The organism is Alteromonas lipotrueae (assembly GCF_019249215.1).
GTDB lineage: Bacteria > Pseudomonadota > Gammaproteobacteria > Enterobacterales > Alteromonadaceae > Alteromonas > Alteromonas lipotrueae.
Map to the genome: position 1 here is coordinate 139,556 of NZ_JAESDI010000008.1, position 20,694 is coordinate 160,249.

General features: G+C 43.8%; 17 protein-coding genes. 10 read left to right on the forward strand and 7 right to left on the reverse strand.

What is annotated here, in order from left to right:
- Nucleotides 1–83: 83 nt before the first annotated feature.
- Nucleotides 84–2,192: a putative bifunctional diguanylate cyclase/phosphodiesterase gene (locus JKP82_RS11125; RefSeq protein ID WP_218397066.1), complete on the reverse strand. Its 2,109-nt coding sequence runs from the start codon at nucleotides 2,190–2,192 to the stop codon at nucleotides 84–86.
- A 318-nt stretch (nucleotides 2,193–2,510) separates the two neighbouring features.
- Between JKP82_RS11125 and JKP82_RS11130 the strand changes: the two genes are divergently transcribed.
- Entirely contained in the window at nucleotides 2,511–2,861 is a 351-nt protein-coding gene (locus tag JKP82_RS11130) for an Hpt domain-containing protein (RefSeq protein ID WP_218397068.1), read from the forward strand.
- Nucleotides 2,862–2,887: 26 nt separating this feature from the next.
- Here the strand turns inward: JKP82_RS11130 and JKP82_RS11135 are convergent, their stop codons facing one another.
- Nucleotides 2,888–3,892 (reverse strand): adenosine deaminase, encoded by a 1,005-nt coding sequence (locus JKP82_RS11135; RefSeq protein WP_159531071.1) that lies wholly within the window; start codon nucleotides 3,890–3,892, stop codon nucleotides 2,888–2,890.
- A 288-nt stretch (nucleotides 3,893–4,180) separates the two neighbouring features.
- Here JKP82_RS11135 and JKP82_RS11140 point away from each other — a divergent pair, with 288 nt between their 5' ends.
- A complete protein-coding gene (locus JKP82_RS11140; protein ID WP_218397070.1) occupies nucleotides 4,181–5,512 on the forward strand; it encodes an NCS2 family permease in 1,332 nt (443 codons plus the stop codon).
- Between the two features lie 126 nt (nucleotides 5,513–5,638).
- Here the strand turns inward: JKP82_RS11140 and JKP82_RS11145 are convergent, their stop codons facing one another.
- Genes JKP82_RS11145 through JKP82_RS11155 form a run of 3 tightly spaced genes read right to left on the reverse strand, consistent with a single transcriptional unit; the run spans nucleotide 5,639 to nucleotide 7,523 of the window.
- On the reverse strand, nucleotides 5,639–5,896 hold the full coding sequence (locus JKP82_RS11145; RefSeq protein ID WP_159531075.1) for a DUF3862 domain-containing protein: 258 nt from the start codon (nucleotides 5,894–5,896) through the stop codon (nucleotides 5,639–5,641).
- A gap of 51 nt (nucleotides 5,897–5,947) precedes the next feature.
- Nucleotides 5,948–6,874, reverse strand: a complete 927-nt coding sequence (gene puuE / locus JKP82_RS11150) for an allantoinase PuuE (protein ID WP_159531077.1) — start codon at nucleotides 6,872–6,874, stop codon at nucleotides 5,948–5,950.
- Nucleotides 6,864–7,523, reverse strand: a complete 660-nt coding sequence (locus tag JKP82_RS11155; protein WP_218397072.1) for a TetR/AcrR family transcriptional regulator — start codon at nucleotides 7,521–7,523, stop codon at nucleotides 6,864–6,866. Before JKP82_RS11155 ends, puuE begins: the two co-directional genes overlap by 11 nt.
- A 309-nt stretch (nucleotides 7,524–7,832) precedes the next feature.
- Here JKP82_RS11155 and xdhA point away from each other — a divergent pair, with 309 nt between their 5' ends.
- The 7 genes from xdhA to JKP82_RS11190 are packed head-to-tail and all read left to right on the forward strand — an operon-like array spanning nucleotide 7,833 to nucleotide 15,873.
- Nucleotides 7,833–9,296, forward strand: coding sequence for a xanthine dehydrogenase small subunit (gene xdhA, locus JKP82_RS11160; RefSeq protein ID WP_218397073.1), 1,464 nt, complete (start codon nucleotides 7,833–7,835; stop codon nucleotides 9,294–9,296).
- Nucleotides 9,289–11,661, forward strand: coding sequence for a xanthine dehydrogenase molybdopterin binding subunit (gene xdhB, locus JKP82_RS11165; protein ID WP_159531083.1), 2,373 nt, complete (start codon nucleotides 9,289–9,291; stop codon nucleotides 11,659–11,661). Before xdhA ends, xdhB begins: the two co-directional genes overlap by 8 nt.
- A complete protein-coding gene (xdhC, locus tag JKP82_RS11170; protein ID WP_218397075.1) occupies nucleotides 11,658–12,512 on the forward strand; it encodes a xanthine dehydrogenase accessory protein XdhC in 855 nt (284 codons plus the stop codon). Before xdhB ends, xdhC begins: the two co-directional genes overlap by 4 nt.
- Nucleotides 12,509–13,027: a 2-oxo-4-hydroxy-4-carboxy-5-ureidoimidazoline decarboxylase gene (gene uraD, locus JKP82_RS11175; RefSeq protein WP_159531087.1), complete on the forward strand. Its 519-nt coding sequence runs from the start codon at nucleotides 12,509–12,511 to the stop codon at nucleotides 13,025–13,027. Before xdhC ends, uraD begins: the two co-directional genes overlap by 4 nt.
- A complete protein-coding gene (gene uraH, locus JKP82_RS11180; RefSeq protein ID WP_159531089.1) occupies nucleotides 13,027–13,347 on the forward strand; it encodes a hydroxyisourate hydrolase in 321 nt (106 codons plus the stop codon). The genes uraD and uraH overlap by 1 nt, the downstream gene beginning before the upstream one ends.
- A gap of 5 nt (nucleotides 13,348–13,352) precedes the next feature.
- Nucleotides 13,353–14,669, forward strand: a complete 1,317-nt coding sequence (gene guaD, locus JKP82_RS11185) for a guanine deaminase (protein WP_218397077.1) — start codon at nucleotides 13,353–13,355, stop codon at nucleotides 14,667–14,669.
- Nucleotides 14,656–15,873: a urate hydroxylase PuuD gene (locus JKP82_RS11190; RefSeq protein ID WP_159531093.1), complete on the forward strand. Its 1,218-nt coding sequence runs from the start codon at nucleotides 14,656–14,658 to the stop codon at nucleotides 15,871–15,873. The genes guaD and JKP82_RS11190 overlap by 14 nt, the downstream gene beginning before the upstream one ends.
- Before the next feature lie 90 nt (nucleotides 15,874–15,963).
- Here the strand turns inward: JKP82_RS11190 and JKP82_RS11195 are convergent, their stop codons facing one another.
- The gene (locus JKP82_RS11195) at nucleotides 15,964–17,349 is read right to left on the reverse strand and encodes a diguanylate cyclase (protein WP_218397079.1); all 1,386 of its coding nucleotides are present in this window, start codon (nucleotides 17,347–17,349) and stop codon (nucleotides 15,964–15,966) included.
- Nucleotides 17,350–17,679: 330 nt separating this feature from the next.
- On the opposite strand from JKP82_RS11195, the gene JKP82_RS11200 reads away from it, so the two are divergent.
- A complete protein-coding gene (locus tag JKP82_RS11200) occupies nucleotides 17,680–18,810 on the forward strand; it encodes an MBL fold metallo-hydrolase (RefSeq protein WP_258544385.1) in 1,131 nt (376 codons plus the stop codon).
- A gap of 171 nt (nucleotides 18,811–18,981) precedes the next feature.
- On the opposite strand, the gene JKP82_RS11205 is transcribed toward JKP82_RS11200, so the two are convergent.
- The gene (locus tag JKP82_RS11205; RefSeq protein ID WP_159531099.1) at nucleotides 18,982–20,652 is read right to left on the reverse strand and encodes an Aq_1262 family (lipo)protein; all 1,671 of its coding nucleotides are present in this window, start codon (nucleotides 20,650–20,652) and stop codon (nucleotides 18,982–18,984) included.
- Nucleotides 20,653–20,694: the final 42 nt, after the last annotated feature.

Genomic DNA, 20,694 nt, shown 5'->3' on the forward strand with positions numbered 1-20,694 from the left:
TAGTCTCATATTACAACATTACTTACGGGATATTAACCCAAAAAGGAGAAACTTCCATCTTTTCATATTTTTAAAATTTACTGTTACGTCATTATTGTCGTTTGATTTAAAAACCGTGTGGTAAATTCATTTTCTGATATCGGCTTACACATGTAGTAGCCTTGACCATATTCACAGCCTAACTGCCTAAGCGTATGAAACTGCAATTCGGTTTCAAGCCCCTCTGCCACTAGAATCATATTAAGACAATTGGCGAGACGAACAATAGCAGTCACAATATCAAGCGCTTGGGGTTCGTTATCCATATCTTTTACGAACGATCGGTCAATTTTAAGTACGTTTAAAGGAAACTGACGTAAGTAGGATAAGCTTGAGTAGCCGGTGCCAAAATCGTCTAGTGCTAACGTAAGCCCTAATGAGGACAACGCCAGTAACATATTTCGCGTTAGGTCGAAATCGGCCATTAGTGCTGACTCTGTTACCTCTAGCTCTAACAACTTTGGGTCGATTCCGGTCGAGACAATGACTTCTTCAACTTCTTTCGCAAAGCTAGGGTTTGCTATTTGCTGTGCTGACACATTAACCGCAATTTTAAGCGGTTTATTCGCTTCAACACACTTAGCAATAAACTCACAGCTTTTTACCAAAACTTGCTTACCTAGGCGGTGAATTAACCCCGTTTCTTCAGACAGCGGAATAAATTCATCTGGTGAAACAATACCACCATCGTCATCAATCAATCTAACGAGGCTTTCTGCGCCAACGACTTTGTTTAAGTTTAAATCATATTTAGGTTGAAAAAATAATGCCAAGCTGTTGTTATCAAGTGCTGTGCGAAGCTTTACTTCCATTTCAACTCGTTTGCGCATAGCCAGTTGAAGATCTTTCGAGAAGAAACTGAACTTGTCTTTACCAGTCGCTTTCGCGCGATACATGGCAGTGTCTGCATGCCGCATCATTTCTTCTGCACTAGAAGCATCTTGAGGGAACAAGCTAATACCAATGCTCAAACTAAGTTGGTGATGCCGACCATCAATGTGAATAGGCTCCCTTGCACTTTGCAAACAACTCATTGCCACCCCATCGGCACTTAAACCACTACCTACATCGGCTAATAAACATGCAAATTCATCCCCACCAACCCGCGCTAACGTTGCAGACTTACCGCATGCTTGTTGAAGGCGCTTCGATATAGATAAAATAATGGAGTCGCCGACTTTGTGGCCGAGCGCGTCGTTTAAATATTTGAAATTATCAATATCTATTAGTAACAGTGCGATACTTGGCTGTGCCGTGTCGGTGCGATGAATACACTGAACAATTCTGTCGTGCAATAACACGCGATTAGGCAGGCCGGTAAGTTGATCATGATTAGTGACATGGGTCATTTGTACAGCCATTGCCACAGATTCAGACACGTCTTGGAATACAACCACGGCCCCTTTGACGTTTCCTTGCGTGTCTAAAATAGGGGATGCTGTATCTTCTACCCTACACTCTTTACCTTGCTTGCTAACTAACTTTACGTTGAACGCCATAGCAACAGGCCGCTTAACCTTCATGGTATATAACGCTGGGTTAATCACTTCAGCATTAGTCGTGGCATCTCGTAACTCCATAATGTCATCCACCATTCGCCCGCACGCTTCAAACTCATTAAAGCCAGTTAAGCGCTGAGCAACCGGGTTAATAAAAGTCACAAGACCTTCTGCGTCTGTGGCAATAACCCCATCAGCGATAGCATTAAGTGTAATATTTAGCTGCTCTTTTTCTTCGAGTACTCTTTCGTTATAAGTAGATAACTGTGATTTTTGGCGTTGCATTAGCAGGTGATTCTTTACCCGCATCCTACAAATTTCGATATCAATGGGCTTAGCAATAAAATCAATAGCACCCAATGCGAGTGCTTTTCGCTCATTTTCACTGTCGGTAAACGATGTAACAAAGAGTATCGGAATTTCTCGTAAACCCAAATCAGCCTTAACTGCCCTACAGATGTCAAACCCTGACCGCTTAGGCATACTGATATCAAGAACAATTAAATCGGGTTTATGAATTTGGACAAGTTGAAGGGCTTCTTGACTGTCGCTGGTACTAATTACGTTCGCTAAGCTACTTACAGCCGATTCTAAAATGACAATATTTACAGGTTCGTCATCAACAATAAGCACTTTTTGCGCACGCATATCCATAGCTGTCGTTTTTCCTATTTACTTTTTTCTCTATTTAGTATCGACTACGTTATACTTTTTGTTATTAGCCTTTAGTATATATTCGTCTATGCTAATATTATTAGTATTGCGATAATAGATTATGTACGCAAGGCTTAACTGATAAATCAACGTGTACAGCAAATACTATCACAACCACAAAGAGAAACTTAAAGGTGAATTTAATAAAACAATAGACAACCTTACTTTAAATAGCTCCACAATTAAATTTTAAATTTAAGTTTTAACTGTAAATTAACTACTTACACTTTTTAAATGGCTTATAAGGCAAAAAACGTTATGAATTTTGATAGTACGTCGCTTTGGCAATATGAAAAAGCATTACAACGTTTAGCGGGAAACCACGATCTTTTGAAACGCGTTGCAAAGATGTTTATTGATCAAATCGATGAAAAATACTTAACGCTTACTACAGCGGTTACAAATAGAGATCGCGAAGAAGTTCGCTTCACTAGCCATGCTATTAAGGGGGTTTCAGGTGATGTGGGTGCCGAGGTACTACGCCAGAAAGCTTCATCCATTGAAATATTATCGACAACAGACGATTGGGATGAGATTGAAGCACACGTTGAAGCGTTGGCATCAGTAATCGATGCCACTAAATCTGAAATGACTACCGCCCACGCTTAGAAAGAAGCAATAAGCGGCTTAACAGTTTAGCTTGTTAAAGAATGTATGTGAGCAATGTGTCGTTGCTTAATGTCATCCGGTAAAAAGCTAGCCGTAAAACTATTGATAGCAAGTTGCTTCACGTGTGCTTCTGTTACAGGTAGCGCATCACACAATGCAATATAATTATCATTTAAAAAACCACCAAAGTACGTCGGATCGTCTGAATTCACTGTGACCATTAAGCCCTCATCGAGTAACGATAAAATATTGTGCTTGGCTAGGTCATCTACCACACACAATTTCAGGTTACTCAACGGACACACGGTAAGAGGAATTTGATTATCGTTAATGTAAGCCATCAACTTTTCGTCTTCCTGGCATCTTACACCATGATCAATCCGGTCAACGTTAAGCAAGTCTAACGCTTCCCAAATATATTCTGGCGGGCCCTCTTCACCTGCATGGGCAACTATTTTAAAACCAAGTGCTCGCGCTTCTTTAAATACCCGTTCAAATTTAGACGGCGGATGTCCCAGTTCAGAACTGTCTAAGCCAACCGCGTCTATGACACTGTAATAAGGTTTGGCGGCTTCAAGTGTGGCGAAGGCATCGCTTTCTGGTAGGTGCCTTAAGAAAGACATAATTAAATAACTGGAAATACCGTACTGCTTTTGTGCATCTTTCATGGCACGTAAAAAACCGGGCATGAAAACTTCAAACCCTATCCCTCTTGCGGTATGGGTTTGCGGGTCGAACATGATTTCGGTGTGTACCACGTTGTCTTCGTGGCAGCGAGTGAAATACGCCCACATTAATGCGTAAAAATCATCTTCATCAATGAGAACGCCCGCGCCGGCATAATATATATCGAGGAAGCTTTGAAGATTAGTAAATTGATAGGCGGCAGCTATCTCTTCAATGCTTTTATATGGCAACGTGATACTATGCTTGCTTGCCAGGTGCCACATAAGCTCAGGTGTTAGGCTGCCTTCTATATGCAAGTGCAGTTCAGCCTTCGGGAGTTTTTGAATTATTGTTGATAGCGACATGGCCCCTCACAGTTAGAAACGCACCATTTTGATGCAACTTGATCTTAATTAGTGCGCAACTTCTTTTCTAGCGTTGATTTAGTCAGGCGTTGTTATAACGCTTCCGATGTGAAATAGACGGTTTTTAAAACCTTTATTAGTTGATTTCACTGGCGTACCACTGACTTTGCGTATTCTGGCTATGATTACCGTAGCACAAAACGCACCAACAAACTGACTAAGTGGTCAAGTTTTTGCTTCATGCAACATCAAATAATGATAAATGACTCAACGCATAGAGAAATCTACATGTCTAATAACGTATTAGAGCGCCTGTTTAAGCTTCAGGCGCATGGAACCACAATAAAAACAGAAGTGGTAGCGGGGCTAACCACCTTTGCCGCCATGTCGTACATCTTAGTGGTAAATCCAGGGATCCTTGGCTTAAGTGGCATGCCTATCGAAGGATTAATTACGGTAACCGCGCTCGCTGCCTGCTTGGGTACTTTATTGATGGCGTTTATGACTAACTATCCCATTGCACTTGCGCCTGGTATGGGTTTAAACGCCTTTTTTGCTTTTACAATTTGTTTATCTCGAGAAATCCCGTGGGAAGCCGCGCTTGGAATAGTCTTTTGGAACGGTGTTCTCTTTTTAATTCTGTCCTTAACCGGGGTAAGAACTAAAATTGCGGAGTCTATTCCTCCGGCTCTAAAAATTGGTGTGCAATGCGGTATAGGGTTATTCATTGCCTTTATTGGGCTTAAAAATGCGGGCTTGGTTGTCGACCATCCTGCCACCTTTGTGAGTCTTGGTGATTTATCTGACCCTGCGGTAATGCTAGCGCTACTTGGAATTATTTTTACCATTGTCATGGTAGTAAAAAAAGTAACTGGCGGTATTCTTATTTCCATCGTGGTGCTAACGGTGATTGGTGCTTTCGTACCTACCGAAAATGGCATGTTAACCGCAACGCCAGAAGCCATTATCGGCTTGCCGGAACCTATTTCGAACACCTTCATGGCAATGGACTTTTGGTATCCTATTGATCATATCGCTGAGACATGGGACTTAATATTCGCGCTTATGTTTGTGAACATGTTCGACACCATTGGTACCTTAATTGGGGTTTCTCGCCGTGCGAACCTTCTAGATAAAAACGGTAGATTACCTAAAATAGGGCCTGCCATGACCGCTGATGCATCAGCTAGTGTAGTGGGTGCTTTTATTGGCACTTCACCGGTAACCAGCTACGTAGAGTCTGCTACTGGGGCGTCTGCAGGTGGTAGAACAGGGTTAACTGCAGTAGTAGTTGCACTGTGCTTTGTGCTCGCTTTGTTCCTTACGCCATTAATGAAAGTTATTCCGTTGATGGCAACGACGCCTGCCCTCATTATGGTGGGTATATTGATGATGGAAGCCATACGTCAGATAGATTTCGATGATTTGGGCGCACTGGCTACCGCATCAGTGGCACTGTTGGCCATGCCACTAACGTTTAGTATCAGCGAAGGTATTGCCCTTGGGTTTATTACTTATGTCGGTATTAAGATGGGCACAGGGAAATTCAAAGAGGTGAGCGGATTAACCTACGTGTTAGCGGGTGTGTTTATACTGCGCTATATATTTGACCTAAAATAACAAGCGCAGACTTATGCTTAGCATATAAAAAAACGGTGAAGATAATCTTCACCGTTTTTTTGTGTTTTGCGTAATCTATTTAGGCTACTTAGATTATGTAAATTACATAGATTGGGCTTTCTACCCCTACTCTAAACCGTCGTAGCTAAAGGTAACGGCTTTATCACCCATAAAGACTATCTTTACGTGCTTCGCTTCTTCGTTACCCCAAATACAAGACACTGCGCCCATGGTTTTTGCGCAATTATCTGCAGCCCCTATCACCGATGACACTTCATCTTGAGACATACCCATTTTTAATTTGTCGTAGTTTTCCTGATTTAGCTTCGAACAGCCCGTTAACACGAGCGCTGTTAATAAACACAAGGCAATTTTTACTTTCATTTTTATATCTCCAGTTTATATAGCGTAGCTTGCTTCTTATAGCTTTACACTTTACTGGGATTTTTCAACCAAAGGATGTTCTGCTAACCAATGTCTCGCAATGTCTTCACGAGTAGCAAGCCACACTTTGTCGTGAGATTGCACATATTCAATAAAACGTTTCAATGCCGCCATTCTCGCTGGCCGCCCTAAAATACGGCAATGCATGCCTATCGAAAGCATTTTAGGTGCTTCACTGCCCTCTTCGTATAACACATCGAATGCATCTTTTAGATATTGAAAAAATTGCTCGCCACTATTGAAACCTTGTGGAGCAGCAAAGCGCATATCATTGGTATCTAACGTATAAGGCACCATTAAAAGGGGCTTGCTGTAATGATTATCAAAATAAGGTAAATCATCGGCATAAGAATCGGCACAATAAAGTATGTCATCACGCTCAGCTATCAATTTGAGCGTGTTAGGGCTGGTACGCCCTGTATACCAGCCAACCGGCTTCTTGCCAGTAAGTTGCTCATGCAACATGATAGCGTCGTCTATTTCTTTTCGTTCAGTCGCTTCATCCATATCTTGATAATGCACCCAACGCATAGCGTGACTCGCAATTTCCCATTTAGCATCTAACATGGCTTGCACGGCATCTGGGTGACGTTGCATGGCCATAGTGATACCAAAAACCGTTACCGGAATATTGTAGCTGGTGAGCAAACGATGAAGTCGCCAGAACCCCGCTCGACTGCCGTATTCGTAAATAGACTCCATACTAAGGTGTCTATCATTAAATGCTTGTGCCCCAATTATTTCAGACAAAAAGGTTTCGGAGTGCGCATCACCATGAAGCACGCAGTTCTCACCACCTTCTTCATAATTTAAAACAAACTGGAGCGCAATTTTAGCGCCGTTCGGCCAATTGGCCTTAGGTACATCAGCCCCGTAACCTATAAGGTCGCGAGGGTAAGTATGGGAATTATTCGACATCAATATTCTCAATATAACGACTTGGCACTGGCAGGTTGCACCCACCTAGCACCAATTGAATTAATTGGCGTGTGGCCGTTTCAAAATCGGCCTTAATCATTTTACGACCACGAAGACGGGTAATTTGAGCAGAAAAGTCTGCATAATGCTGGGTGCTAGCCCAAATAGTGTAAAGTAAATATTCGCCATCAAGCTGAGGAAGTTTACCTACTTCAATCCACTGGTCGATAAGTGCTAAGCGCCCTTCCATCCATTTGGCATGTTCTTCATCAAAATAACCGGTTAAGTTCTGCGCACCGTTAATAATTTCCATCGCAAATATTTTAGACGCTTGGGGATGGGTGCGAGATACTTCCATTTTTTCTGTAATGTACGCTGCTAACACTTCAGCGGGGTCGTCATCTACAGTGGCTCTGTCGAAATGGGAATTCCACAACGACAGTGTTTCTTCTAACACTGCCACATACAATTCTTGCTTCGTTTTAAAATAATAAAGCACATTGGTTTTAGGCAGTTTCGCTTCATCTGCAATTTTTTGAACCGCAGTACCTTTGAAACCGAACTGGGCGAAACATTTTTCAGCCGCCTGCAGAATGTTTCTTTTGTTTGTGGCGCCTACTCCTGCGTCTGTGTCTCTTAATTTGATCATCGTTGTTATTTTATCCTTCACTACACGTCTGGCATCCGTTTGTATTACGTTATCACGGTTTTAGCGTAAAACAGAAAACGTAAACACTATACCGTTACCTCTACTTAACTTCGTGTTCTTTATATTAAACCTTGCACGATTCTTGCCTGTATGACATCAACAAGTATGCAGTTTTGCTTACCAAATCAGGGGCTATTCTCAGGGAAGCCTTTTTTTTAAAGCAATTTTTTGACCAAATGGTCTACTTTTCTATCAAGAATACCGCTATATTAATGGATATATCAATGAAAACAGTGATGAGGTGCGGGTATGATTCGCTTTCTTATTAATCAACAACTCGTTGAATTGGACGATACCCGGGCAGACCTAACGTTACTCCAATTCTTACGCGAGCACAGGAAACTTACCGGTACCAAAGAGGGTTGTGCTGCAGGCGATTGCGGTGCGTGTACCGTTGTGATTGCCGAGCCTACTCCACAGTTCGATGGGTTACATTACCGTACAGTAAACAGTTGTATAACCTTAATGTCGGCTGTGCATGGAAAACAACTTATTGCGGTTGAGCACTTAACTCAAGGCAACACATTACACCCTGTACAACAAGCACTTATCGACTTTCATGGTTCGCAGTGTGGCTTCTGTACACCGGGGTTTATTATGTCGATGTTTGCTTTGTATCATCAAGAGGGTACGCCAAATCGCGACGATGTTCTGCATGCACTTTCGGGCAATTTATGTCGTTGTACCGGCTATCGCCCTATCATTGATGCGGCGCTATCAGTATGTGGAAACACACCTGACGACGCATTTTCACGTAACACGCCCAGCACGCTAAGTTCATTAAAGCAACTGGCTGGAACCCCCTTACTGGGTACGAGCAACTTGCTTGTTCCTGATACTCGCGCAGCGCTGGCCCATGCTATCGCACTGCATCCTGATGCACTATTAGTCGCTGGCAGTACCGATTTGAGTTTGATGTTTACTCAACAACTCAAAGATGTGAGCACATTAATCAGCTTGGCTGGGGTAAAATCGCTAAATGGATGCACTGCAAACGAACATTCGATCACCTTTGGTGCAACCACGCCATTAAGTGATTTGACGCAACCTTTACTGGCGCACTTTCCCCAGTTAGCAGAGTTGATTACCCGATTTGCTTCGCTACCTATTCGTAACCAAGCTACCTTGGGCGGTAACGTGGCTAACGCTTCCCCTATTGGTGATATGCCGCCTGTATTGCTAGCATTAAACGCGGTGCTGCATATTGATAACGGCACACAAACGCGCGCTGTACCTGTAGACGCCTTTTTTACCGGCTATCGACAAACGGCGCTAGAAAAAGGCGAATGGCTATCTGCCATTGAAGTTCCTTACCTAACACAAAATGAATTGGTCGCGGCTTACAAGATTTCAAAACGTATGGAAGATGACATTTCTGCCGTATGTGCTGTATTCAACGTAACGCTTAATAACGGCAAGGTTGAAGGCGTTAGTACTGGCTTTGGCGGTGTTGCCGCAATACCAGCTAGCTGCGAGGCGCTTAATAGCGCATTAAAAGGCAAACAGTGGGCAAGTAGCGAATGCTTGAATATTGGTAAACAGATTTTAAGCGAAGCCTTTGCACCGATAGATGATGTAAGGGCCAGCGCAGAATATCGTAAAACAGTACTGGCTAATTTATGGCATCGGTTCTGGCTAGAGCATCAAAACACTAGCCAAGCAGGCAGTCATAGCAGCAACAAGATTGAAACTCGGGTGGTGCAACATGCGTAAACTTATCGATAGCGCGAAAGATTCAGCCTCAACACAGGTTGTTCATACGTCGGTAAAGCATGAAAGTGCTGCTAGACAGGTTCAAGGTAGTGCGAAATATATTGACGATTTGGTAGAGCCGCACGGCACGCTGTACGCCGCTGTGGGCACCAGCCAGTGCGCGGCGGGTATTATTGAAACTATGGATTTATCTGCCGTACGTGCAAGCGAAGGTGTGGTAGATGTTATTACCATCGATGATGTACCTGGTCATAAAGACATTGGGCCTGTTTTTGAAGGCGATCCGTTACTCGCCAATGGTGAAATTAAGTTTTACGGCCAACCGTATTTTGCTGTTCTTGCCACCTCGGTGCACTTAGCGCGAAAAGCGGCACTAAAGGGCACCATTAAGGTTATTCCTACTGCAGGCGTATTTACCACCGAAGAAGCACACAAACACGAGCGCTTTGTTCGCCCTACTCACAAGTTCGGCCAAGGTGATGCTGATACTCAACTGGCCACTGCGCCTTTGAGCTGTAAAGGCCATCTCTCTATTGGCGGCCAAGAACATATGTATCTTGAAGGACAAGTATCTCTGGCTATCCCAGATGAAGATGGCCGTATGAAGGTGTATACCTCAAGCCAACATCCTAGCGAAGTACAAAAACTGGTTGCTGAAGTGCTCAATATTAAGCTGCATCATGTGATGGTAGATATGCGCCGCATGGGTGGCGGGTTTGGCGGAAAAGAAACCCAAGCTGCCCAGTGGGCGTGTTTGGCGTCTTTGTTAGCGTCTCGCAATCAGTGTGCAGTGAAGTGCCGATTACCCCGCAGCACAGATATGCATGTAACAGGTAAACGCCACCCTTTCGATAACAGCTTTGAGGTTGGCTTTAACGAAAACGGTAAAATTGTTGCTACAAAAGTAGATATTAACGGTAACTGTGGGCATTCACCTGACTTGTCTGACGCTATTGTCGACAGAGCCATGTTTCATGCCGATAACGGTTACTTTTTGGGTGCAAGCTACATTGTAGGTCATCGCTTGCAAACTAACATGGTATCGCACACCGCTTACCGTGGTTTTGGTGGGCCGCAAGGAATGATCATGGCTGAAGCCATGATGGATGCCATGGCACGCAAACTGGAAGTAGACCCGCTTACCGTACGTAAACAAAACCTGTACGGGCCAGAAACTGGCACGACTACCCCTTACGGCATGGAAGTAGAGCACAACCTATTGCCAGAAATGATAGCTAAACTTGAAAAAGACGCCGATTATTGGGCACGTAGAAACGCGATTACCGACTTTAACCGCAATAGCCCTGTTATTAAGAAAGGCCTAGCCCTTACTCCGGTTAAGTTTGGTATTTCCTTTACTGCAAAACACTTAAACCAAGCAGGCGCACTGGTACATATTTATACCGACGGTAGCATTCAAGTGAATCATGGCGGCACAGAAATGGGCCAAGGCTTACACACCAAAATAGCCCAAATTGCAGCGAATGAGTTTGGTGTGTCGATGGACATGATAGAGGTGACTGCCACCCGCACCGATAAAGTACCGAACACATCGCCAACGGCGGCGTCGAGCGGCACAGATCTAAACGGTAAAGCGGTGCAAAATGCCTGCATAACGTTAAAACAACGCCTTGCGCAGTGCTTTGCTACCGAGCTAGGCATGCCAGAGCAAGCCGAAAAGGTACAGTTTACTGCCGGTAACCTAGTGCTAGGTGAACATCAAAAAGCCTTTAGCGATTTAGTTCAGGCGGCGTATTTTGATCGTGTGTCATTATCGGCCAATGGTTTTTATAAAACCCCTAAACTACACTACAATCGCGAAACTGGCGATGGCCGCCCGTTTTTCTATTTCTCTTATGGCGTGTCGGTAAGTGAAGTATCTGTTGATACCTTAAGTGGTGAGTACTGCGTTGATAAAGTAGACATACTCCACGATGTAGGTAATAGCTTGAACCCTGCTATTGATATTGGCCAAATAGAAGGTGCTTTCATTCAAGGCATGGGCTGGCTGACTACCGAAGAACTAGTGTGGAATAACGATGGTCGCTTAACCAGTGAAAACATGGCCACCTATAAAATTCCTGCTATTGGCGATACCCCTAAACATTTTGATGTGAAACTTTTTGGCAGAGAGAATGCTGAAGACAGTATTTACCATTCAAAAGCCGTAGGAGAACCCCCCTTCATGCTAGCAATTTCGGTATGGTGTGCTTTGAAAGATGCCATTTCAAGTATTTCTGGTTACACCCAAGATCCACAATTAGATACACCTGCCACGCCAGAGCGTGTACTGAATGCCGTAATGCAGCTGCAACAAGCAACACACTCTCAATCGGTTCAGAACGCGCAACAGGAAACGCAATGAAAGTGAGCACATGGTACGAAGCGGTAGCGCAGTGTCAACAAGACGGTGCGCCCTACGTTATTGTGACGGTCATTAGTATTGCTGGCTCCACACCCCGTGAAGCCGGAAGCAAAATGGTGGTTACCGATGCACAAAGCATTGATACCATCGGCGGCGGGCATTTAGAATTCGACGCAATCAAAACAGCCCGTGAGATGCTAAGCGGCGGTAGTCGTAGTAAAGAGAGTGCAAGCACAGAAATACGTTCATACCCCCTTAGCAGTAAGCTAGGGCAATGCTGTGGCGGTGCTGTTAAAGTGTTGTTTGAAGTGTGCAATCGCCATGCGCAGCACATCGCTATTTTCGGTGCAGGCCATGTGGCAAAAGCACTGGTACCTATTTTAGCCCAGCTTCCACTTCGTATTTCCTGGATTGATAGTCGTGAAGATTTGTTCAGTCACCCGCTGCCGGCAAACGTCAAAATGGTGGTAGAAGAAGCGCCAGAGACTGAAGTACGGGGGCTGGAAGAAAATACCTGGTTGGTGATATTGACTCACGATCATCAACTCGATTACCGCATTACCGAGCAAGCATTAAAATACCCTGCGTTACCCTTTGTTGGCCTTATTGGTTCACAAACCAAAGCCAAGCGTTTTATCACTAAATTGGAACACCGTGGTTTTAATGAAAGTGATTTAGCGCGCTTAGCAACCCCTATTGGCGATACTTCAATACCCGGCAAGCGTCCTATTGAAGTGGCGGTATCTATTGCTTCACAAATTATCCAGCGTTTACACGCCGGTGAAGACAATGTTGAAGATGCTACGGTGACTAACGCCGATAGATTTAACACTAAGGAACATAATGTATGACCTTAAACGAACTTAATACCCTATCGACCAGTGCTGCTACCGGTTGGTTTCAACAAACCTGCGCAGCACAGTCGTGGATTTACAGCATGGTGAACGCCCGCCCTTTTGGCACCGTTAACGATGTAAAAGAATATGCCAAAACCGCATGGGCAAAATGCGGCAAGGAAGACTTTTTAGAGGCATTCACCGCCCACCCAATGATTGGCGATGTAGATTCGCTGCGTAAAAAGTTTGCCAACACGAAAACCATTGCCAGCGGTGAACAATCAGGCACAGCCAGTGCGTCAGAAGCTACGCTGCTTACGCTAAAAGAAGCGAACCAAGCGTATCTTGATAAGCATGGTTTTATTTTTATTATTTGTGCCACAGGGCTTTCGGCCGACGCGATGCTTAGCGCCTTGCAAGCGCGATTACCGAACAGCACCAATGAAGAAATTCGCACAGCAGCCCAAGAACAAATTAAAATTACCTTGTTACGCTTAGACAAAGCGTTAACTGCCAAGGACGAAAATTAATGAATACCTTATCAAGTCATGTATTAGACACCACATCGGGCAAGCCAGTAGAAGGTATTGCGCTTACTCTTACTTTGCCTAATGGCGATGTACTTACCGGTAAAACCGATAACGACGGACGCTTTAACCAATGGGGTCAGACATTCGAAGCCGGTGTGTATACATTGCGTTTTCACAGCCATGACTACTTAATTGCTACCCATGGGAAGAGCTTTTACCCCCATATAGATATAGCGTTTGAACTTGAAAGTGACGGCGGCCATTACCATGTGCCTTTGCTTATCTCTCCTTTTGGTTTTAGCAGTTATAGAGGCAGCTAAATATAATGCAGCTTTTTCGTGCGAATATTGCACACTTTCCAACACCTAGTACTACGTCATCTTCCTTAGTGGAAGATATTAGTGTTATTTACGATGGCGGCTTGGTTATTGATGGCAAAAAAATTATCGCCACTGGCGGGTATATCACGATGCGTGAGCAGTACCCTGATGCAGTGTTACATGATCATAAAGACAGCTGGATTTTACCTGGGCTAATAGACAGCCATTTGCACTACCCACAAACTGAAAGTATTGCTAGCTATGGTGAGCAGCTATTAAGTTGGCTTGAAAACTATACTTTTCCTACCGAAAAGCAGTTTGCCAGCGTGGAGCATGCCCAAAAAATTGCCAAGGTGTTTTTGCAACAATTGTTGAAGAACGGCACAACGACTGGCTTCGTTTTTTCATCGGTACACCAAGGGTGTTGTAATGCCTTGTTTAGTGCCGCCAGTGAAATAGACATGGCGATAGTGGCAGGTAAAGTGTGCATGGACAGAAACTGCCCTGCGGACCTACAAGATTGCCCCGACACTGCACAAAAAGACAGCGCCGTGTTAATTGAAAAATGGCACAACACCGGCCGAAATCGCTACGCGATCACCCCTAGGTTTGCGCCGACTAGCTCTGAAGCGCAATTGGCAGCTTTAGGTGAACTGGCAACCCAATTTAAAGATGTCTTTGTGCAAACGCATTTGTCTGAAAATGTAGATGAAATTGCATGGGTGAAATCTTTATTCCCGAGGGCATCTGGATACTTAGACGTTTACGATAAGTACAACTTAGTACGCCCCCGTTCGGTATTTGGTCATGGTATTCACCTTTCTAGCGATGAATGGCAACGATTAGGTGAAGCGGATGCAACCTTAGCGTTTTGCCCTACCTCGAATCTATTTTTAGGTAGCGGGTTGTTTGATATGCAAACCGCACGGGCCAATAATGTGCATGTAGCATTGGCCACCGATGTTGGCGCTGGCACCAGCTTTAGTATGTTAAAAACCTATGGCGATGCGTATAAAGTTAGCCAGTTGCGCCACGCGCCTATCTGCCCAATCGAAGGGTTTTACTTGATGACCCAAGGCGCTGCGGTAGCACATAAATTAGATGACGAGATTGGAAACTTAAACCCCAATACGGTTGCCGATTTTATTATTGTAACGCCCCGTTATGATGAACTCATGGAATTACGAATTAAGCCTAATGCTGAATTTGACGATGTCTTTTTTGCACTCAGTATATTGGGTGATGACCGCGCTATTGCAGAGACCTGGATAAGCGGTCAATGCTGTTATAATAAGAAGGAAACACACTATGCCATGGCTTGATTGGATAAGCTTATTTGTACGCTGGTTTCACGTAATTGCCGGTGTGGCGTGGATTGGTGCGTCGTTCTATTTTGTCTGGTTAGACAATAATTTGCGCACCCCGCCTAAGTGGAAAGAAGATAAAGGCATTAAAGGCGATTTATGGGCTATACATGGCGGCGGCTTTTATGAAGTAGCCAAGTATGCTTATGGCCCAGAAAAAATGCCTGAAACCTTACACTGGTTCAAATGGGAAGCTTATACCACCTGGTTATCAGGCTTTGCGCTACTCATCATAGTGTATTACTTTGGCGCTTCGGCGTATTTGATTGACCCTCAAGTCAACAATATGTCGCCCTCGATGGCAATATCTTTAGGCCTTGGACTTATTTTTGGTGGCCTTGCCATCTACGAATTGGCCTGCAGAAGCCCATTGGCTAAATACCCTATTGTCTTTGCGTTATGTCTAGTCTCGCTTATTTGTGTAGTCACTTATCTATCAACACAATGGTTTAGTGGTCGTGGGGCTTACATTCATGTTGGGGCGTTAATTGGCACTATTATGGTGGGTAATGTGTTTTTCAACATTATGCCTAACCAACGTAAAATGGTTGCTGCGGTACAAGCAAAAGAAAGTATCGACCCACAATGGGGCGCGGGTGCCAAATTGCGTTCGATGCACAATAACTACTTTACCTTGCCGTTATTGTTTATCATGATTTCAAATCATTACCCTATGACCTATCAGCATGAGCAAAATTGGTTAGTGCTTATTGCATTAATGGCGGCTGCCGCGTGGATTCGACATTTCTTCAACCTACGTCATGTTGGCAAAACTAAACCATCGATATTAGTAACAGGTGCTGTTGCTATGCTTGCCATAGCTCTTTGGGTTTCGTGGCCGAAAACGCCAGCGAATGTTGAGGTAGCGGGTACTGAAAATGAAAGTGTAGCCGTGGTAACTAATGAACGAGTAACCGAGCTTGTGAATACCCATTGTGTAGGCTGTCATTCACGTACCCCAACTGATGATATATTCAAAGTGGCCCCGCTAGGTGTGGTGCTAGATAGCTGGGAAGATATCACTCGTTATGCACCTCAGTTAGTAAGACGCACTACCGTGACCAAAGACATGCCGTTTTTAAATAAAACCGGCATGACCGATGACGAGCGGGCTGAAATAGCGGCGTGGTTTGCCACAACGCATGCCAATAAGGAAAACTAAAACCTAACTGGGCAATTTAACATTGCCCTTCATGGTAGCGCATGCCGTTGCACTGTTTTTAGATTAATTGGATTAGAGCAGGCCAGTGATTCAACTTACCTTTTGCGCGCCAGTATATTTTTTATACTGGCGTTTTTGTTTATACATGGCTTCGTCAGCGGCATCTACCCAGTTTTGGGCAGTCACAATATTTGAATCCCATGTATGCCACCCCAAGCAAAAAGACAGAGAGGTTCCGGTGGTAGTGGAACTATCTTTTCCACTATTCACATTACTGTCTTGGCTAGCGCCGGAAGCTGCTAATTCACTGTCAAACTCACTGTCAAATTCAATTTCGAATGAGGTTTCTGCTAAGCGTTCAAAAAACACCTCAGCATCGGTGTCATTTGAACCAAATAAAAGCACAACAAATTCATCGCCGCCTAACCGAGCAAAGCGGTCGGTTTCTCGTAGGAAATTTTTCATAATATCTGAGAAGCCCACCAATGCTTTATCACCGGCTTTATGGCCAAAGGTGTCATTGATACTCTTAAAGTCGTTAAGATCGATGAATACAAGCGTTGAAGGTTGCTGACCACGGTTTATTCGTTGTATTTCTCTATCTAATTGAATGAACATCTCTCGTCTATTTGAAATACCGGTGAGTGGATCTGTTTTGGAAAGATACTCTAGTTTAGAAATCGCCTCTAACAACGCTTGTTGTTGCTCTTTTTCATAAGAAACATCGTCAGCGGTGCCTACCACCAATATCTGTTGCTCATTCTCATCAAATAGTGGCATGCCCCTATCGTGGATATATTTTACCTCTCCCCGACTGTTTTTGATGCGATATTGTAAATCCCAGCTTTCTAACGGTTTCGCTTTATATGCCTTTTCTACAAGCAAGCGATCGTCTTCATGAACATAAGATAAAAATGCATCAGGCTTAGTATGCAACTCATATTCATCACGCCCGTAAATATTACGATAACCCTCGTTAATGTAATGGATGCGGGTTAACTCTGGGTTCGCAACCCAAACAAAAGAATGCGAAGAAAAAGCTGCCACTATCTTGCTGAAAAGCGCCTCTGCTTTATAAAGCTCTGATTCAATGCGCTTCTTATCATCGATATCTTCAACGACAGAAATAAAATAATCTGGCTCACCGTTTTCATCACGAACCAAAGTGACCGTTAATTTTCCCCAAACGTTATGACCTTTAGCATGAATGTATTTTTTTTCTATGCTGTAAGTATCTATTTCGCCGCGAAGCACTTGGTGAAGAAGATATAAATCCTCTTGAATATGTGAGGGTTCTGTAATGCTTTGAAACGACATTTTGATAAGTCTCGCACTCTCATAACCTAAAAAGCCGCTTAGCTTGCTGTTCACACGGATAAAATCACCGTGCGGGCTCACATGCGCTAATCCCACGCCACATTGCTCAAATGTTTTTTCGAAAATATCCTTTTCTCTCATAAGCCCCGTACTATCCATTCACTACCCGCTACGCTACGTTTTCAATTCACACTTTTAGTGTAGTCAACATTTCTAAGCTGGGATGAATTACGAAGACTTTTAAAAAAAATTACTCCTGTTTTTGGGCATAACGCACTTACTTCATTTGCATCCCACAAAAACCGCACAATAAATAGACAGCCAGTGGCTTTAACATCGCGTTACGCATTTTCAATATTTAATACAAGATAACGACAAAATTACACTTACCAGTTTACTTTTTCTGAAATTACACTAAACTACACCGTGCAGTTTACTTTGTTGGGGTTTTATATGCTTCGCAATTTTTTCACTTTAGGGTTCATATTAATGATCAGCACCAACGCATTGGCGACTAATGGTTTACAAGCAAATGTATCAGACGGAAAATTTAAAAATTCTGAAATAGAGTATAAAACTGAATTGTCATCTATTTGGAAAATCACTAAAGCCTACCTTACCGATGATCGCGAATCAGCAGTACCTGATTTCCCGATCCCTGTTATTCCGGTGACCCGTGATGCCCTATTGAACCTAAACCATGATGCTATCATTCGTTTAGGTCACTCCAGTGTGTTGCTTAAAATTGACGGAGAGTTTGTACTGTTAGACCCCGTTTTTAGTGAACGAGCCTTCGCCGTAGAATGGCTTGGCCCTAAACGTTTTCACGACACGCCCATCAGTATTGATGAATTACCGCCTATTAAAGCGGTTATTATTAGTCATGATCACTACGACCATTTAGACAAATCGGCAATCAAGAAGCTCGCTCATATTACAGAGACATTTGTTACTCCCCTTAAAGTGGGAAACCATTTACGAAAGTGGGGCGTGCCCAATGAGCAAATTGTTGAGCTAAATTGGTGGCAAAGCACTTCGGTGTCATCTATGACTTTTACTGCTACCCCTTCCCAGCATTTCTCTGGCCGTGGGCTATTTGATAAAGACAAAACGTTATGGGCAAGCTGGGTGATAAAAGGTGAAAATACCAACCTATTTTTCAGTGGCGATTCTGGCTATTTCGGCGGGTTTAAAGACATTGGCGAGCGCTTCGGGCCTTTCGATTTAACCTTAATAGAAACCGGTGCCTACAACGATATGTGGTCAGAAATTCACATGCTACCTGAGCAAAGCTTGCAAGCTCATATTGATGTTAAGGGGCACATCATGATGCCCATTCACAATAGTACGTTTGATTTAGCACTGCACAATTGGTTTGAGCCTTTAGAAAAAATTACGCAACTGGCTACTGAAAAGCAGGTAACAGTTTCTACGCCTAAGTTTGGCGAAGTGGTTAATATCAACCAGCTGCCTAAATCACTAAATGTTAATAACGAGCACAAGACTGCTAACGATGTGAGTTCATCCACTACTGACACTCATTTAAAAACGGCTACTGAATCTGGCGCAGAAGCGATTAGTGGAGCACCTCGTCCTTGGTGGTATCCGCCATTGATGTGACTGTGGGGCAACGGAAAAATTAGAAAGCCCCCAATAAGATCATAAAAAGCTCACCGCATTACTGCGGTGAGCTTACTTTCAGCGATAGAGAGCAAAGCCTTTAGCTTTGATTACTTGCAAGGAAAAGTACTTTTAAACTATTTATCCTTAAACAAATTAACCGCTGTAGTATTACTGCCCAGCAACTTCTTCCGTATCTTTGGCATTCCAATTTAAACGCATGTCCCACTTAAAGCGATGTTCTGGCTTCAGCGGTGGTTGTGCAGCATCAATATGGCTTAACACGTTGGTGGCCTCTGTGAGTGTGGCATCGCGGCCAAATAAGTAACTTTGTTCTTGTACAATAGTTAAATAAGCTTTATTTAATGCTAATGCACGCTCGGGGCTTGGTGTTATCAGTTCATAGACAGACGCAGCTTTACTTACTTTTTCAGCATTCACCATGCCGTTATCAGTAAACCATTTGGCTAGCATCTCGCCATTTTGGCGAAATTCGTCGCCCCCACCTACACGCTGCATGTAAGTAAGAAATTCACCTTGCTCTTCATTAATGTTAGGTACATCTTCCATGGCATGCAGGTTGATATACCCCCAGCCATTGCTGCCTGGCACTTTGCGCGCAAAAGAGAAGGTTTGATCGAATGTAGAGCCTACGGTTTTATGGCATCCATTACAAAACGCGAGCTCTTGATCATGCTGAGCGCGCAATTCACCTTGCTCATTTTCAATAAAGCCATTAATGGTCCAGCCAAAACCGTTTTCAATGCCCTGCTCACCTAAATAGCGAGTTTGCGGTAGGTTTTCAAAGTGCTTGTCTTTGGCTTCTGCATAATAAGCTGAAGCTAAACTTTCCCGGCTTCGAAAACGGTGCTTTTGCATATAGCGTACTTCTTTCATGCGCTCAGCGTTGTAAATATCGCCGTTCTCATCCACCCCTACATAGCGCACGGTGTGCAAAAACTCTGTGCCTTCTGGGAACAACATATGTGCAAGCTCAATATCAGCCGCGTCGCCAATATAGTTAGGCCGGCGCACCATGGTTGTCACCCGTTCACTTAATGCTTTGTCGCCGCTTATATCAAGGCCCAATACTTTTTCATTAATGCCCAGTACTGGCAAGGCATCTACTTCTTTGAGTGCCATTTCAACCAGGGTTAAATTCGCTAAATAGACATCACGGCTGTACTCCCCTTTGTGCTGTTGGAATGCACTGGGTAAGCGAATCATAGCATCGCCCGTTGAGCCATTGGTGGGCCAAAATGTACTGGGGAAAGGTTTGTAGTTATACGACACCCACCCGCTACTGTCTTTCGCAAGACCGTCTTCATCAAACGCAGCGGCACCAGCACTTAAGTTTTTAATATGCATATAGCTTGGAATAGTGCTATCGCCTTCGATGGCGGCAGTATAGTTATCTTGGGATATGTATTTTAAAATGGCATCGTCTTCTATGCCCGCGATTAATTCTCGTCTATCTATAAACAGATTTTTCCAGCTGTTGGTTAGCCCAACATCTGAGAATTCGTAATTCCCTTGTAGTGTACCGTCGCCCATTTGATTAGGGCGCTTTTCGGCGCGATCATAACTTTGATGACACGCATAACACGGGTTATTTTCACCTTGGGTTTTGGTATAGCACTGAGGCGGGATAACCGATTCAGGATTATAAACTTCGTTATGCGCTATGTAGGCTAACGCGGGAATGGCATCACCCTCTTGATAAGGGTAAATGTTCGTCTCTTCTGCTAGCACGGCTTCAACTTGCTCGGCAGGCGAACACGCAAATAATAAGGGCAGCATAGCCGCGGTTAATAAAGGAAGTGATCTAATTTGTATTTTCATAATAGTAACAACGACAAAATCCGGGCACAAATGTGCCCGGAT

Excerpts from the sequence above, each read along its gene's own strand:
- JKP82_RS11125 (WP_218397066.1), bottom strand. The coding sequence starts at position 2,192 with ATGGATATGCGTGCGCAAAAAGTGCTTATTGTTGATGACGAACCTGTA.
- JKP82_RS11130 (WP_218397068.1), top strand. The coding sequence starts at position 2,511 with ATGAATTTTGATAGTACGTCGCTTTGGCAATATGAAAAAGCATTACAA.
- JKP82_RS11135 (WP_159531071.1), bottom strand. The coding sequence starts at position 3,892 with ATGTCGCTATCAACAATAATTCAAAAACTCCCGAAGGCTGAACTGCAC.
- JKP82_RS11140 (WP_218397070.1), top strand. The coding sequence starts at position 4,181 with ATGTCTAATAACGTATTAGAGCGCCTGTTTAAGCTTCAGGCGCATGGA.
- JKP82_RS11145 (WP_159531075.1), bottom strand. The coding sequence starts at position 5,896 with ATGAAAGTAAAAATTGCCTTGTGTTTATTAACAGCGCTCGTGTTAACG.
- puuE (WP_159531077.1), bottom strand. The coding sequence starts at position 6,874 with ATGTCGAATAATTCCCATACTTACCCTCGCGACCTTATAGGTTACGGG.
- JKP82_RS11155 (WP_218397072.1), bottom strand. The coding sequence starts at position 7,523 with ATGATCAAATTAAGAGACACAGACGCAGGAGTAGGCGCCACAAACAAA.
- xdhA (WP_218397073.1), top strand. The coding sequence starts at position 7,833 with ATGATTCGCTTTCTTATTAATCAACAACTCGTTGAATTGGACGATACC.
- xdhB (WP_159531083.1), top strand. The coding sequence starts at position 9,289 with ATGCGTAAACTTATCGATAGCGCGAAAGATTCAGCCTCAACACAGGTT.
- xdhC (WP_218397075.1), top strand. The coding sequence starts at position 11,658 with ATGAAAGTGAGCACATGGTACGAAGCGGTAGCGCAGTGTCAACAAGAC.
- uraD (WP_159531087.1), top strand. The coding sequence starts at position 12,509 with ATGACCTTAAACGAACTTAATACCCTATCGACCAGTGCTGCTACCGGT.
- uraH (WP_159531089.1), top strand. The coding sequence starts at position 13,027 with ATGAATACCTTATCAAGTCATGTATTAGACACCACATCGGGCAAGCCA.
- guaD (WP_218397077.1), top strand. The coding sequence starts at position 13,353 with ATGCAGCTTTTTCGTGCGAATATTGCACACTTTCCAACACCTAGTACT.
- JKP82_RS11190 (WP_159531093.1), top strand. The coding sequence starts at position 14,656 with ATGCCATGGCTTGATTGGATAAGCTTATTTGTACGCTGGTTTCACGTA.
- JKP82_RS11195 (WP_218397079.1), bottom strand. The coding sequence starts at position 17,349 with ATGGATAGTACGGGGCTTATGAGAGAAAAGGATATTTTCGAAAAAACA.
- JKP82_RS11200 (WP_258544385.1), top strand. The coding sequence starts at position 17,680 with ATGATCAGCACCAACGCATTGGCGACTAATGGTTTACAAGCAAATGTA.
- JKP82_RS11205 (WP_159531099.1), bottom strand. The coding sequence starts at position 20,652 with ATGAAAATACAAATTAGATCACTTCCTTTATTAACCGCGGCTATGCTG.